Origin of the sequence: Vannielia litorea, from assembly GCF_019801175.1 — a bacterium.
Lineage (GTDB): Bacteria > Pseudomonadota > Alphaproteobacteria > Rhodobacterales > Rhodobacteraceae > Vannielia > Vannielia litorea_B.
The window spans coordinates 2,433,652-2,447,368 of the sequence record NZ_JAHVJR010000001.1 but is presented as its reverse complement, the minus strand read 5'-3'; the positions used below and the strand labels follow the sequence as shown (position 1 = coordinate 2,447,368).

The window sequence follows — 13,717 nt, the reverse complement described above, 5'->3', positions numbered from 1 at the left end:
GGGACATATGGCCGAAGTCACAGCAGAAACGCCCATAGTTGTTGGCATTGCGGCCTCGGCGGGCGGGCTCGAAGCGATGTCTCTGTTCTTGCAGAGCCTCCCCAAGGGGTTGAGTTGCACCTTCGTTTTGGCGCAGCACATGTCGCCCAGCCATGAGAGCATGCTGGTTAAGCTGCTTGGGCGTGAGACCTCTCTGGACGTAAAGGAAATTCGAGAGCCTACCGTGCCGCAAACGGATACAATTTACATTCCGCCGCCGGGCAGTGATGTGGGCTTTCATGACGGCATGCTGGAAGTCCTGAAGCCCACGGGGCACCCGGCCACGCCCAAGCCCTCTGCCGACCGGCTGTTCAAGGCTTTGGCCGAAGGGCTGGGGTCGCGTTGCATGGGGCTGGTGCTTTCCGGCACCGGAAGTGATGGCAGCTATGGGGTGCAGGCGATCCGCGAGGTGGGGGGTATCACGCTCGCGCAGGAGCCGACTTCAGCCAAATACGACTCCATGCCGGTCTATGCCATCCGTACCGGTTGCATTGATCTCGTGCTGACGCCGCAGCAGATCGGTAAGCATCTCGAAGAAATCCTCAGCAAACCCCGTGATCTCGAAGAACTGAAGCGGATGGGCGAAGAGGCAACTAAAAACGCCGACCTCTTTCAGATCCTGCTCGCCCACACGATGGTCGATTTTCGCCAATACAAAGAAAGCACGATCAATCGCAGGGTGCACCGGCGGATGGTGGCCAAGGGCATTGCCACCCGCGCTGAGTACATCGACTTCTGCCGCCGCAGTCAGGAGGAGGTCGAGGCACTCTACAAGGATCTGCTCATTTCGGTGACCCGGTTTTTCAGGGACCGCGAGCAGTTTTCGGTGCTGGGTGACGTGATACGCGATCGAGTCAAGGCCAAACCGGGGGCCAAAATGCGGATCTGGGTGGCCGGCTGTGCCACTGGTGAAGAGGCCTATTCCATAGCTGCGCTTTATGCCGAGGCGGCTGGTGGGCCGGAGGCGCTTGGCAAGGAAACGCTCCAAATCTTTGCGACCGACATCGACGAGCACGCGCTCGCTATCGGCCGAAAGGGCACCTATCCGCGCAGCGCGGCCGATGACATACCATCAGATCTGCTGGCCAAATACTTCGATATCTCCGGCGACAGGCTTACGGTGAACAAGGCGCTGCGCAATTGCGTCATGTTCACCCGGCACAACATCTTTCAGGATGCGCCGTTCATGTCGATCGACTTGGTGAGCATCCGGAACGTCCTGATCTACTTCGACAGCAATCTCCAAGATCGGGTGCTCTCCCGCATCCAATATGCGCTGGCACCCGATGGCCTGCTCTTTCTGGGCACGTCGGAAACCACGGGCGCGATGGATAGCCATTTCGTGCAATACGAAGGCTCAGCCAAGATTTATGCCAAGCGGACCTCACCACCACTGGATGCCGCGAGCATCGGGTCGACCCATGCTATTCGTGCCAGCCGCCGGATCCTCGATCAGCAAAAGCAGCATCCGTCGGATCATCCGGACGACTGGGAGCATTTCCATGCACTGGTAAAGGCCGTGGCGGAGAATGCGGTGCTGGTGAACCATGAGGGCACAGTGCTGAAGGTTTATGGCGATCTCGCGCCGTTCAGCCAGATCACCGATGCAGTGTTCAAAGGTTTTTCTCTTCGGCTGCTGAAGGCCCCGCTCGCAAATGAGAGCACCACCCTCACGTTGGTAGCGCTCAAGAACATGAAAACCCGAACGGGTCAGTGGCATGAGATGGAAGGCCGTGGCTTCAATTACGCGCGCCTCGTGGCCTATCCTCTGCGCACCGGTGACCACGAAGACCCACATGTTCTGGTCACGATCGAAACCGAAATGCGGAGCGCGCCGGAGCCGAATGAGGAAGAGCGCAGCGATTACCTGACCTATGTGGAAAATGAGCTGAGCCGAACACGCGAAGCACTGAACGTGACCATGGAGCAGCTTCAGACTTCGAACGAAGAGCTGCAATCGCTGAACGAGGAATTGCAGAGTTCCAACGAGGAGTTGCAGAGCACGAATGAAGAGCTCGAAACCTCGAACGAGGAGCTTCAATCCACCAACGAAGAGCTGATCACCGTCAACGAAGAACTCATCGTCAACTCGACGGAGCTTCAGCGCACCACGGCAGAGCTTAATGGTATCGTCGACGGGCTGCCGACGACTATGCTCATGCTCGATCAAGGTCTGCTCATTCGACACGCCTCCCGCCGCGCGATAGAGGAGTTTGGGCTGCGGACGCGCGGTCAGTCGATGGGGCATATCTCTCAGGCTGATCTCCCAGATGGCTTCCCCTCACTGGTGGATCTCTGCTCGCAGACCCTTCTCAGCCGCAAGTTCACCTCGCGCCAGTTCGGACGAGATAACCGGCGGTTTTTGCTCACGATCGCGCCGCTCTTCAGCTCAAGCGACGATCTGATCGGCCTCGTTCTGATGGTGACGTCGCTGGAGTCTTCTATCGAGACGACGCTCAACCACACCCTGCGCCGTTTTGGCCAGATCGGGACATGGCAGGTGGCCCTTCCGGAGAAGGAGGTCACCTGGTCCGATGAAACCTTCGCGATACACGGCATGGCACCCGAGGCGGCGGCCTTTCCGCTTGCGCGCGCGCTGGAGTTCTACCAACCCGATGACCGTGCCGCCGTGAAGGCGAAGTTGGACAAGGCGGTCGAGGCACAGGGGAGCTTCGACTTCCGAGCACGGATCATCCGCGCGGATGGTCAGGTGATCGTGGTCGAAAGCGGGGGAACGGTCATCACCGACCGGCTGAACAATGCGGTCATGATCGTCGGAGTGCTGCGGGATTACTCGCGGGTACGGACAGAAGCCGTGCTGCTGCGCCATTACAATGAGATTGCTACCGAAAAAGGGGTCGGAGTGCTCTCATATGATGTGCAGAATGGCGTCTGTTTTTGGAACACGGAGCTATTCAAGCTTTTGAGCCTGAACCAGTCAGATCAGCCAGACATCGAACGGGTTCTGGAAGCGTTCGAAGCAGATTGCCGCGATACTTTGCGTAAGCATCTAGATACGGCCACTTCCAACGGCCAGCCATTTGAATTTGAGGGAAAAATGCGACGCGACGATGGCTCCGAAACGATGTGTCAGGTCTCGGGCCGGGCGTATCGGGACGAGGCAGGAGAAGTCAGCCACGTCGTCGTGACTCTTACGAAGCTCGGTTGACTGCCGCATCCTTACCCGCGTCCACCGCCCGTTAACCATAAGGTAACGATTTCCGGCCGATAATGCCGTGTTCCCGAAAAGGTTGCGACGAGGGCTGCAAGATGTGGATTGGTGCGGATACGGAAGGTGCTGAAAATTCGAGTCAAATTGCGTTGTCGATCTTTCGCGACACAACCACCAACCAGTGGTTCGTAGACCGGGTCGAGTTCAATCTCGGCGCAACCCGCACGAAGACCAGTTTCGCTGTTCCTCAGCCGGTAGAGCAGGCGTTCACCCCCGCTTTTCTGGAACAGTTGAAACTGCACCTGCCCGCATCACATGACCGGGGGCTAATTGCGGATGCCGATGTCCATGTGCCAATCGCCCATCTCTCGCTTGTGGGGATCCGGGTCGCCGCGCAAACCGCCATCGACGGGATTCAAAAGGTCTGGGTCCGGTTCATGAGGGCCTTTGGTTCGGTGCAGGCGCTGCTCTTGCCGCGCCATCGAACGGAGCATGCTGCCGAGAATGCGCTCCACTCGGTGGCGGCGATGGCGCTGCTCGACCTGCTTTTGCCTTGTCTGGACATGCTGCGTTTCGAACTTCCCAAATCCTATGACGATGCCGGGCCGGTTGAACGGGTGCAGGCGCGGCTGGAGACCTTGCAGGAAAAGAGGCACGATCTGGAGTTCTACGTGGGCCTTTTCACCCGGTACCTCGCCCACCGGCCGGGTGTGGGTGAGTACACGGCAGCACAACAGTTGCCCCGAGAAACCCCGGAAGCCTTGAAGGGCCTCGGACTGCCGCTGGCCGCGCCGATACGCTAGTTTTTCAGCCTGCGCTTTCTGGGGGGTGACATCCGCCAGCGCCTGTGGATGCTGGGCCGCGAAATCCTACGGAAAGGCCCTGCCATGAATCGCCACTCGCCGAATTCGCCCGAAGCCCGCGACATCGCCTATCACCTGCACAGCTACACCAATGCCGAGCTGCATCAGGAGGTCGGCCCCACGGTGATCGAACGGGGCGAGGGCGTTCATGTTTTTGACAACCAAGGCAAGCGCTACGTCGAGGCGCTGGCCGGCCTGTGGTCGGTGGCTGTGGGTTTTGGCGAAGTGCGGCTGGTGAAGGCTGCCACCGAGCAGATGCAGAAGCTGCCTTACTACCAGACCTTCGCCCACCGCTCGCACGGCCCCGCGATTGATCTCGCCGAGAAGCTGGTGAGCCTTGCGCCGGTGCCAATGAGCAAGGCCTATTTCACAAACTCCGGCTCTGAGGCCAATGACACTGTGGTCAAGTTTCTCTGGTATCGCTCCAACGCGCTGGGCAAGCCGGAGAAGAAAAAGATCATCTCCCGTCTGCGCGGCTACCACGGCGTTACTGTGGCGTCGGCCTCGATGACGGGCCTGCCATATAACCACAAGAGCTTCGATCTTCCGCTGCCGCAGATCCTCCACACCACTTGCCCGCACTACTGGAAAGAAGGGCAGGACGGCGAGAGCGAAGAGGAGTTCGCCACTCGCTGCGCCGCAGATCTCGACGCGATGATCCAGGCCGAAGGCCCGGATACCATTGCCGCCTTCATCGGGGAGCCGGTGATGGGGGCAGGTGGCGTGGTGGTGCCGCCCAAAGGCTACTGGCAGAAGATCCAAGAGGTGCTGGCCAAGTATGACATCCTGCTGGTCGCTGACGAGGTGATCTGTGGCTTTGGCCGGACAGGCAACCTCTGGGGGAGTCAGACCTTTGATATCAAGCCCGATATCCTCGTGACCTCCAAGCAGATCACCTCCTCCTACTTCCCGCTCTCCGCCGTGCTGCTGAACGAACGCGCCTATGCGCCCATTCAGGACGAGTCGGGGCGGATCGGTACTCTGGGCCACGGTGTCACTGGCGCCGGCCATCCGGTCGGGGCCGCCGTGGCGCTCGAGAACATTGCGATCATTGAAGAGCGCGGGCTGGTCGCCAATGCCGCCAAACAGGGCGAGCCGCTGCGGGCCGGGCTGAAGAAACTGGCTGACGAGTTCGGCCTTGTGGGTGAAATGCGCGGCATCGGACTGATCGCGGCGCTGGAGATGGACCCGGCAAAGGCGAAGGAAGAAAAGCCGGTTGGCGCGCTCGGCACAGCGATGAACGTGGCGCTGATGAACCACGGCGTCATTGCCCGTAACCTTGGTGACACAATCGCCTTCTGCCCGCCGATGATCATCGATGAGGAAGGCGTGGCCGAGATTCTGACGGGCGTTGAAGCTGCGTTGAAAGATGTGAGCACCGAGCACGGCTAACGCCTCAAAGGGCGGTCAGGCGAGCATTGCTTTGGCCGCCCTCAGATCTTCAGTGAATTTCGCCTCGGCGGCAATCCGCGCTGGCTGGTCGGGCAGCCGTAGCAGATAGCTTGGATGGGTCGTCAGCAGAACCGGTGTGCCATCTTTCGTGGCCTCCACCGTCCCCCGCCGGGCGGTGATGTTCTTTGCCGACCCGGTCAGAGCCAGCGCGGCGGTAGCACCCATTGCGAGAAGCAATCGCGGCTTCACCCATTGCCGCTCGAGATCGAGCCACCATGAGCAAATCTCGACCTCCCCGGCGTCAGGGCGCTGGTGTATGCGGCGTTTGCCGCGTGGGGTGAACTTGAAGTGCTTCACCGCATTGGTGACGTAGACCTTCTCCAGCGGAAGACCGGCCTTTGCCGCGCAGGTACCGAAGAGCTGGCCAGCCGGCCCGACGAAGGGCTTGCCCGATAAGTCCTCGGCGTCGCCCGGTTGCTCACCAACCACCATCAGCGGCGCAGTCCAAGGGCCCTCTCCCGCGACAGCCTGAGTGGCGCGGCACCCGATCGGGCAGCGGGTGCAGGCATCGAGATGTTGCTTGAAGGTCTCGAGCGTCACACCCTCCGGCATCGGTGCACGGGTTGCGACGGCCTTAGCGGCGAAGGCGGGCGGGATGGAAGGCATCTTGGCATGCATCTCCGCCGCACGGGCCGGGGCGGTGCGGATCAAATCGGGGATAAGCCGCGCCTCAGGCAGGTTCTTCCAGTATTTCTTGGGCATCTCCGAGCGCATCGCCTCGGGCATCAGGCGCGCGGGGTTAAAGATGTTGGCGTAATAGGTCCGCCACAGCTCATGGCTGGCATCCTCGGGCGGGCGAGCGTCTGCCCGGGTTTCCTCAAACGACAGCTGGCCGGCGATGAAGCGGGCGGTCAGGTCAGGCGTGGCTATCACCCAGTCCATATCTCCGAACCGCTTGGCAAAGAAGGGCGCGGCGGCCTCGGTAATCGGGTTGTCGGGCTCGAACCAAGCGGCAAAGGCCCGGCGGTTTGCGCCGGGTTCGGTGACCTCATTGAAGCGGACAAACGCGTGCATCTTGTGGATGTCGCGGCCCACCTCCTTGCGCTGATGCAGGAGCTTGCGCAGCGCATCATCGGCTCGGTCGCCCCAGCGGATTTCGCCGCGACCGAGGCGGAGGACGAGCGCGTAGGCGCGGGCAAATCGCTCGGGGTCGCGATGGTACAGGCTGCTTTCGATATCGAAGAGCGCCTGCTTGGAGAGCCGGATTTCCACCGGGGCGCCGCGCGGCGCTTTGTCGGATGCAAACAGATCCTGCTCGCTGTCTTGTGTCCAGCGCACATGTTCCGCCCCTATCCCTTCAGCAGCGAGTCTCCTGGCCTCGCTGCGCCAGGCGGCGACCGACCCGATTTTTGGCAGGCGGACGGTGAGCATCAGAAGAGCGAGAGCTGCTCGGGCGGCGGGGCGAAGCGGGCGCGCAGGTTGGCGTCATCGGTTAGTCCACGGGGGGACCAGCCGGGGCAGGTGATGAAGGGCTTCGCGTTCTTCAGGTTGCAGCCGATCTTGAGGAGGTCGTCATAGCGAAGGGTGCGGTGCCGCCGGGCGGCGAGGATGCGTTTTACGCTGGTCGTGCCGAGGCCGGGTGTTCGCAGCAGGGCCTCACGAGAGGCGCGGTTGATGTCGACGGGAAAGGCCTCGCGGTGGTGCAGCGCCCAAGCGAGTTTGGGGTCGATCTCGAGGTCGAGCATGCCGGAGGCGGGGGCGATCTCATCCGCGGCGAAGCCGTAGAACCGCATCAGCCAGTCGGCCTGATAGAGACGGTGCTCGCGTTTCAGGGGCGGGCGGATGAGCGGGAGGGCCTTCGAGGCATCTGGGATGGGGGAGAAGGCGGAGTAGTACACACGGGACAGCTTGTAACTGGCATAGAGCGTGGAGGAGTTGACGAGGATGTCACTGTCTTTCGCCGCATCGGCGCCGACGATCATCTGGGTGCTCTGTCCGGCGGGCGCAAACCGGCCGCGGCGGCCTTTCCAACTTGGCTCTTTCGCGGCCTCCCGGCGGGCACGGACACCTGCCATGGCGGTGCGGATCTGCTGAGCGGATTTCTCAGGTGCGAGCGAGGTCAGGGCCTGCTCGGTGGGCAGCTCGACGTTGATCGAGAGCCGGTCGGCCCATTTGCCTGCCTCGTCGAGAAGTTCGGGCGAGGCATCGGGGATGGTTTTGAGGTGGATGTAACCGCGGAAGTTCTCCTGCTCCCGCAGGGTTCTAGCGATGCGAACCATGTCGGCCATCGTGTCATCGGGTGACTTGATGATGCCGGACGACAGGAAAAGCCCCTCGATGTAGTTGCGGCGGTAGAACTCGACGGTGAGATGCACGACCTCCTCCACCGAGAACCGCGCCCGTTCCACCCGGCTGCTGACCCGGTTTACGCAATAGGCGCAGTCGTAGATGCAGAAGTTCGTCATCAGGATCTTCAGCAGCGAGATGCAACGACCGTCGGGCGCGTAGGCATGGCAGATGCCCGCGCCGCCGGAGGAACCGAGGCCGTTGCCATCCTTGCTGTTGCGCTTCTCCCCGCCTGAGGAGGCGCAGGAGGCGTCGTATTTGGCGGCGTCCGCGAGGATCGCCAGCTTGTCTTGAAGCGTGCGTTTGACCATGATGTTCTGTATATGTTCCTATCCCGGAACATGCCAGTCACAGGGTCGGGAGGGCAATGCAGAAAGACATAGCCGGGGCAGGTGGGCCGCCCGCCCCGGCGGGCAAGATCAGCCTTGGTCGCCCTCGGCCATGACCATCCAGCGGATGCCGAAGCGGTCAGTCAGGGTGCCGAAGAGCGGGGTCCAGAACATTGGCATCAGCGGCATGCGCACTTCGCCGCCTTCGGCGAGGGCCTCGAAAGCCGCGCGGGTTGTGGCCTCGTCGGGGAGGGTTGCGGCCATGGAGCAGCCGGCCATGGGGATGAATTCTCCCATCATGTCGTCGGACCCGTAGACGAGGCTTTCGCCGATTTTCATGCTGCCGTGCATCACCGCGTCGGCGGGGATGTCGGGCATCTGGGCCTTGTCCGCTTCGGGCAGGTTTGCGTAGGTCATCAGGTCCGGGGCGGGGGAGCCGAATACTTTTGCATAGGTTTCAAAGGCTTCGCGGCAGGTGCCTTTGAAGAAGAGATAGGGGGTGGCTTCCATGTCGGGTCTCCTTTGTGAGTTGATATCAACATAAAAGAGCGATCGACGGAGGGTCAACCCTGATGCGATCCCGCGTCAGCCTGTGGGCGGCTCCGCGCCTGTAGGGGTGCACCGCCCGGCGAAATTGGCCAGCTCAACCCCGATGCGCGTGTCGCCGCTCTGAGTGCGCAGATGCGCGAAGAAGGGCGCGTAGGCCTGCGCGTCGCGGCGGGCGTGTTCGCAGAAGTAGCGGTCGATGATGGCGGTGTCACAGAGGCCCGCGCTCTCGCAGAAGCTGACCTGGCTGTAAAAACTGTCGAGCACCAGAAGCGGCTCGCGGATCGGCTCGGCGGCGCCGGTGCGGAACACCGAGGCTTGCAACATGGCTGCATAGTTGCGCGGCGTCATCTGCTGGCCGCGCATCATGGCCACCAGCTCAGGCTGACCGGCCCAGAAATCATAGAGCGACTGCCGCGTGCCGAGCAGCGGGTCTTCGGTATAGGCGTTGATATAGGTGATCGCCCGCTCGCGGTTCTCGGCCTTGGTGGCCTGATCCTGATCGTAGAAGAACTTCGCCATACCGGCCACGGCCACCACGAGGGTGAAGATATGAGCCAGCGTGTCGATATCCATCTCGGGCTTGAAGAACCGGCGGATGCGCGAGCGAGGCGGGGCAGCCTCTTCAGCGGGGTTCGACATTGCAGCGCTCCGGGTAGAAGGCGAGCAGCCCAGCCTCTTGCGGAATCTCCAGCTTGGCGAGGCAGGCAAAATCCTGCGCCGAAAGCGCGACCACCGCATCGGGCGCTTCCGTGCCGTCGAAGAGCGAAATGTCGGGCGTGGAGAACTGCGCGGCATCCGGCGCCGGGGCGGGGCTGCCATTGCCACAGTCGGCCAGCGTGACAAAGGCGGTCTGGCCCTCGGCTGGCGCGTAGGTCTCTGCATTGTCGCGCAGGCAGGTCAGTTGCGGCGCGGTGAGCAGGAAAAAGAAGGTTTCGTCCTGTTGCGCGGCGGCGGGCGCAGCAGCCAGCAGGGCGAGGGCGAGGATCGGGCGAAGCATGTGGACGGTCTTGGCCTTGCTTGGGCTTGTTGGCTGTTTCACCCGTTCTAAGCCGCAGGGCCGTGGGCGCAAGCGGCAAGCGGCCATTGCCCTCCCGCGCGGCCCGCCGTAGAAGGCGGCTCGGACAATCGGAGGCAAGGCAATGGGCTTCAAGACCGGTATCGTGGGGCTGCCCAACGTGGGCAAATCGACGCTCTTCAACGCGCTTACCCGCACGGCGGCGGCGCAGGCGGCGAACTTTCCGTTCTGCACTATCGAGCCCAACGTGGGCGAAGTGGCGGTGCCGGATGACCGGCTGGACAAACTCGCCGCGATTGCGAGCTCCAAGCAAATCATCCCGACGCGGATGACCTTTGTTGATATCGCCGGGCTGGTGAAGGGCGCGAGCAAGGGAGAAGGGCTGGGCAACCAGTTTCTGGCCAACATCCGCGAGTGCGATGCGGTGGCTCATGTGCTGCGCTGCTTTGAGGATGGCGATGTGACCCACGTCGAAGGCCGGGTGGACCCGGTGGCCGATGCCGAGACCATCGAGACCGAGTTGATGCTGGCCGACCTCGAGAGCATCGAGAAGCGCCGCGCCGGTCTGGTGCGCAAGCTCAAGGGCAACGACAAGGAAGCCGCCCTGCAGGATCGCCTGCTCGCCGAGGCTCAGGCGGCGCTGGAAGACGGCAAACCGGCGCGCTCGGTTGAGGTTTCCGACGAAGACGCACGGGCATGGCGGCAGCTTCAGCTGCTCACCACCAAGCCGATCCTCTATGTGTGCAACGTGGCCGAGGATGAGGCGGCCACTGGCAACGCGCATTCCGAGGCGGTGGCGAAGATGGCCGCCGAACAGGGCGCTGCTGCGGTGGTGATCTCTGCGAAGATCGAAGAAGAGATTAGCCAGCTCGATGCCGAAGAGGCCGAGATGTTCCTCGAGGAACTGGGCCTGAAAGAAGCCGGCCTGTCGCGGCTGATCAAGGCGGGTTACGAGCTGCTGCACCTGCAAACCTATTTTACCGTCGGCCCCAAGGAAGCCCGCGCCTGGACGATCCCGGAGGGCACCTCTGCCCCGCGCGCGGCGGGCGTGATCCATGGCGACTTCGAAAAAGGGTTCATCCGGGCCGAAACGATCGCCTACGCTGATTACATAGCCGGAAATGGTGAACAGGGCGCTAAGGAGGCGGGCAAGATGCGCGCCGAGGGCAAAGCCTATGTTGTGCAGGACGGCGACGTGCTGCATTTTCTCCATTCCGGCTGACCGGAGCTGCCTTGGGGCATCACCGCCTCGGGCAGTCACGTGACTGAACCGAAGGACCCTTGTTGATGACCCGTCTCCTCCCGCTGCTCACCGCCGCCGCGCTGCTCTCGGCCTGTTCGACCGATGCCGTCGTGAACACCGCATTCCCGGACCGTGAGCGCTTTGCTTTTCAGAACAGCGAGGGTGAGCGGAGTGTGTATCTCTGCGCCCCGGGGGCGGATGCCAAGGCGCGGGCGGCCAAGGCACATGGGTATACAGAGGCGCGGCTCGGCAAGGTGGCGGACTGGGCGGCGAACCACATCGTCAACGGGACGGCCACCAGCGCCCAGATTTCGCGGCGGATCAACTCCGAGGCGGAAGCGACCGTGGAAGAGACTGAGAAACGCTACAAGTGCCTGTTGATCGACGCAGAGTGATGGCTGCCCTCACCTGCTGACGGGCAGGTGGTGATTTGGGGTTCAAGCCCTCGCGAAACCTCGCCACAGTTGGCGGGAGTTTCAGCGAGGGAGCCCCACCATGCCCAACCCCTTTTTCCAGCCCGTTTCGGGCTTTGAGTTGCCGCGTTTTGCGGGCATTCCGACCTTCATGCGGTTGCCGCACGTTCCGCTGGACGATCCGCGCCTCGCGGAGGTCGAGATCGGGCTGATCGGGGTGCCGTGGGACTCCGGCACCACCAACCGGCCCGGCCCGCGCCACGGGCCGCGTTCGTTGCGGGATGCCTCCACCATGATCCGGGCGGAAAACGGGGCGACGGGCGTGCGGCCCTATGAGCTGGTGAACTGCGCCGATCTGGGGGATGTCGCGCCCAACCCGGCGGATATTGCCGATACGATGGACCGGATAACCTCGTTCTATTCCAAGGTGTTGGACGCCGGGGTGATCCCGCTGACGGCGGGGGGCGACCATCTGACCTCGCTGCCCGTGCTCCGTGCCGTGGCGGCGAATGACCCGGTCGGGATGGTGCATTTTGACAGCCACACCGACCTCTACCACTCCTACTTCGGCGGCACGATGTACACCCACGGCACCCCGTTCCGGCGGGCGGTGGAGGAGGGGCTGCTGGAGCCGGAGCGGGTCGTGCAGATCGGCATTCGCGGCACAGCCTATGACAGCGAGGACAAGGATTTTGCCAAGGCGGTCGGTATCCGCCTGATCCCGATCGAGGAATTCCATGCCCGCGGCGTGGATGACTTGATGGCCGAGGCGCGCGAGATCGTAGGGGAGGGGCCGACCTATGTGAGCTATGATATCGACTTCATCGACCCGGCCTATGCCCCGGGCACCGGCACGCCGGAGGTGGGCGGGCCGAACAGCTATCAGGCGCTTCAGGTTGTACGGGCCCTGCGCGGGCTGAACGTGGTGGCCGCAGATATGGTCGAGGTGTCCCCGCCCTTCGATGTGGGCGGCGCAACGGCCTACCTCGGGATGTCGGTTATGTTCGAATTGCTTTGCGTGATGGCGGAATCCGCGTCTGGCGGGGCCGATGCTTAATTTCCGGAGAAAACCGAACGATTTCAGGCGTTAACCGTAAATCTGCAACATGCACAAGTGATGCACAACTGATGCACATCCCATGCATACGCGATAGTGGTGATCGTGGTTAAGTTAACGCAACGTCCCGCGCAACGGACCGCCTGAGGCCCGCATTCGAACCGCACCGGAGGAGACCGCCCATGCCGATCATTCGTGACCTTGAGGCCCTCACGCCTGCCGTGCTCGAGGTGATGGCCCAGACCCGGGAGCCGCGTCTCAGGGAGATCATGGAAAGCCTCGTGCGGCACCTCCACGGCTTCGTGCGGGAGACCGGGCTGACGGAGGAGGAGTTCCGGGCGGCCACCGCGATCCTCAACACGATGGGCCAGCAGACCACCGACAGCCACAACGAGTTCGTGCTGATGGCCGGGTCGCTCGGCGTGTCGTCCCTCGTCTGCCTTCAGAACAACGGCGACGGCGGGACGACGGAAACGACGCAATCCCTGCTCGGTCCGTTCTGGCGGCTGAATCACCCGGAGACGGAGCAGGGCGCCTCGATCGTGCGCTCCAGCACGCCGGGGCCGGCGATGTTCGTGGAGTTTGCCTTCACCGATGCCGAGGGTGCGCCGGTGGAGGGGCTGGAGGTGGATGTCTGGCATGCCTCGCCGGTCGGGCTCTACGAGAACCAGGACGCCGATCAGGCGCCCTATAATCTGCGCGGCAAGTTCCGCACCGGGACCGATGGCATGGTGCACTTCCGCTCGGTCCGGCCCATCGGCTACCCGATCCCGACCGACACGACCGTGGGCCGGCTGCTGGAGGTGCAGGGCCGCCACCCGATGCGCCCCGCCCATGTGCACGTGCTGGCCTTCAAGGAAGGCTTCAAGACCCTGATCTCACAGATCTACGTGGATGACACCGAGTGGCTGAGCACGGATGTGCAGTTCGGCGTGACCGAGGCGCTGATCGGCAAGCTGGAGCGGCACGAGGGGCCACACCCCGAGGCAGACGGTCCAGGCGAGTGGTTCTCGCTGACCCATCGCTTTGTCTTGCAGAAAGGCGAGGCCCGGCTGCCGGTGCCGCCGATCAAGTAGCGCGATTTCACCCTTGCCCCCCGCAGCCTTGGCCGATAAACCCGCCGGCGGAGACGTGGCCGAGTGGTCGAAGGCGCTCCCCTGCTAAGGGAGTAGGCGGGAAACCGTCTCGAGGGTTCGAATCCCTTCGTCTCCGCCACCAAACTCAACGTAGCTGGCTTGGTTTGTTCACGAAACCCGGACGAGCTCTGGGCCTGGATCCGCTACTCGGATTGAAGCTCTT

General features: G+C 62.7%; 12 protein-coding genes and 1 tRNA gene. 8 read left to right on the top strand and 5 right to left on the bottom strand.

The window, feature by feature from the left end:
• Positions 1–7 precede the first annotated feature (7 nt).
• The 3 genes from KUV38_RS11925 (at position 8) to KUV38_RS11915 (ending at position 5,466) form a co-directional block, all read left to right on the top strand.
• Complete coding sequence (locus KUV38_RS11925; protein ID WP_222470259.1) at positions 8–3,208, top strand: CheR family methyltransferase; 3,201 nt, start codon at positions 8–10, stop codon at positions 3,206–3,208.
• A gap of 101 nt (positions 3,209–3,309) precedes the next feature.
• A complete protein-coding gene (locus tag KUV38_RS11920) occupies positions 3,310–4,014 on the top strand; it encodes a hypothetical protein (protein ID WP_222470258.1) in 705 nt (234 codons plus the stop codon).
• 84 nt (positions 4,015–4,098) lie between these two features.
• Positions 4,099–5,466, top strand: coding sequence for an aspartate aminotransferase family protein (locus KUV38_RS11915; RefSeq protein ID WP_261385209.1), 1,368 nt, complete (start codon positions 4,099–4,101; stop codon positions 5,464–5,466).
• Between the two features lie 15 nt (positions 5,467–5,481).
• On the opposite strand, the gene KUV38_RS11910 is transcribed toward KUV38_RS11915, so the two are convergent.
• The 5 genes from KUV38_RS11910 to KUV38_RS11890 form a co-directional block, all read right to left on the bottom strand.
• Positions 5,482–6,897: a UdgX family uracil-DNA binding protein gene (locus tag KUV38_RS11910; RefSeq protein ID WP_222470256.1), complete on the bottom strand. Its 1,416-nt coding sequence runs from the start codon at positions 6,895–6,897 to the stop codon at positions 5,482–5,484.
• Positions 6,897–8,123: a putative DNA modification/repair radical SAM protein gene (locus KUV38_RS11905; RefSeq protein WP_222470255.1), complete on the bottom strand. Its 1,227-nt coding sequence runs from the start codon at positions 8,121–8,123 to the stop codon at positions 6,897–6,899. The genes KUV38_RS11910 and KUV38_RS11905 overlap by 1 nt, the downstream gene beginning before the upstream one ends.
• A 108-nt stretch (positions 8,124–8,231) precedes the next feature.
• Positions 8,232–8,651 (bottom strand): VOC family protein, encoded by a 420-nt coding sequence (locus KUV38_RS11900; protein ID WP_222470254.1) that lies wholly within the window; start codon positions 8,649–8,651, stop codon positions 8,232–8,234.
• A 75-nt stretch (positions 8,652–8,726) separates the two neighbouring features.
• The gene (locus KUV38_RS11895; RefSeq protein WP_222470253.1) at positions 8,727–9,329 is read right to left on the bottom strand and encodes a hypothetical protein; all 603 of its coding nucleotides are present in this window, start codon (positions 9,327–9,329) and stop codon (positions 8,727–8,729) included.
• The gene (locus KUV38_RS11890) at positions 9,313–9,729 is read right to left on the bottom strand and encodes a hypothetical protein (protein ID WP_222470252.1); all 417 of its coding nucleotides are present in this window, start codon (positions 9,727–9,729) and stop codon (positions 9,313–9,315) included. The genes KUV38_RS11895 and KUV38_RS11890 overlap by 17 nt, the downstream gene beginning before the upstream one ends.
• A 100-nt stretch (positions 9,730–9,829) precedes the next feature.
• Here KUV38_RS11890 and ychF point away from each other — a divergent pair, with 100 nt between their 5' ends.
• The 5 genes from ychF (at position 9,830) to KUV38_RS11865 (ending at position 13,633) form a co-directional block, all read left to right on the top strand.
• Positions 9,830–10,927: a redox-regulated ATPase YchF gene (gene ychF, locus KUV38_RS11885; protein ID WP_222470251.1), complete on the top strand. Its 1,098-nt coding sequence runs from the start codon at positions 9,830–9,832 to the stop codon at positions 10,925–10,927.
• A gap of 65 nt (positions 10,928–10,992) precedes the next feature.
• Positions 10,993–11,343 carry a hypothetical protein gene (locus tag KUV38_RS11880; protein WP_222470250.1) on the top strand — a complete coding sequence of 117 codons (351 nt, stop codon included), beginning with the start codon at positions 10,993–10,995 and terminating at the stop codon, positions 11,341–11,343.
• A gap of 100 nt (positions 11,344–11,443) precedes the next feature.
• The gene (speB, locus tag KUV38_RS11875; RefSeq protein WP_222470249.1) at positions 11,444–12,418 is read left to right on the top strand and encodes an agmatinase; all 975 of its coding nucleotides are present in this window, start codon (positions 11,444–11,446) and stop codon (positions 12,416–12,418) included.
• A 182-nt stretch (positions 12,419–12,600) separates the two neighbouring features.
• Entirely contained in the window at positions 12,601–13,494 is an 894-nt protein-coding gene (locus KUV38_RS11870) for a dioxygenase (protein ID WP_222470248.1), read from the top strand.
• A 49-nt stretch (positions 13,495–13,543) separates the two neighbouring features.
• Positions 13,544–13,633: transfer RNA gene (locus KUV38_RS11865), tRNA-Ser, on the top strand.
• The last annotated feature ends 84 nt before the right edge of the window (positions 13,634–13,717 follow it).

Bases quoted from the DNA above. Each gene is read 5' to 3' on its own strand.
- KUV38_RS11925 (WP_222470259.1), top strand. From the start codon at position 8: ATGGCCGAAGTCACAGCAGAAACGCCCATAGTTGTTGGCATTGCGGCC.
- KUV38_RS11920 (WP_222470258.1), top strand. From the start codon at position 3,310: ATGTGGATTGGTGCGGATACGGAAGGTGCTGAAAATTCGAGTCAAATT.
- KUV38_RS11915 (WP_261385209.1), top strand. From the start codon at position 4,099: ATGAATCGCCACTCGCCGAATTCGCCCGAAGCCCGCGACATCGCCTAT.
- KUV38_RS11910 (WP_222470256.1), bottom strand. From the start codon at position 6,897: ATGCTCACCGTCCGCCTGCCAAAAATCGGGTCGGTCGCCGCCTGGCGC.
- KUV38_RS11905 (WP_222470255.1), bottom strand. From the start codon at position 8,123: ATGGTCAAACGCACGCTTCAAGACAAGCTGGCGATCCTCGCGGACGCC.
- KUV38_RS11900 (WP_222470254.1), bottom strand. From the start codon at position 8,651: ATGGAAGCCACCCCCTATCTCTTCTTCAAAGGCACCTGCCGCGAAGCC.
- KUV38_RS11895 (WP_222470253.1), bottom strand. From the start codon at position 9,329: ATGTCGAACCCCGCTGAAGAGGCTGCCCCGCCTCGCTCGCGCATCCGC.
- ychF (WP_222470251.1), top strand. From the start codon at position 9,830: ATGGGCTTCAAGACCGGTATCGTGGGGCTGCCCAACGTGGGCAAATCG.
- KUV38_RS11880 (WP_222470250.1), top strand. From the start codon at position 10,993: ATGACCCGTCTCCTCCCGCTGCTCACCGCCGCCGCGCTGCTCTCGGCC.
- speB (WP_222470249.1), top strand. From the start codon at position 11,444: ATGCCCAACCCCTTTTTCCAGCCCGTTTCGGGCTTTGAGTTGCCGCGT.
- KUV38_RS11870 (WP_222470248.1), top strand. From the start codon at position 12,601: ATGCCGATCATTCGTGACCTTGAGGCCCTCACGCCTGCCGTGCTCGAG.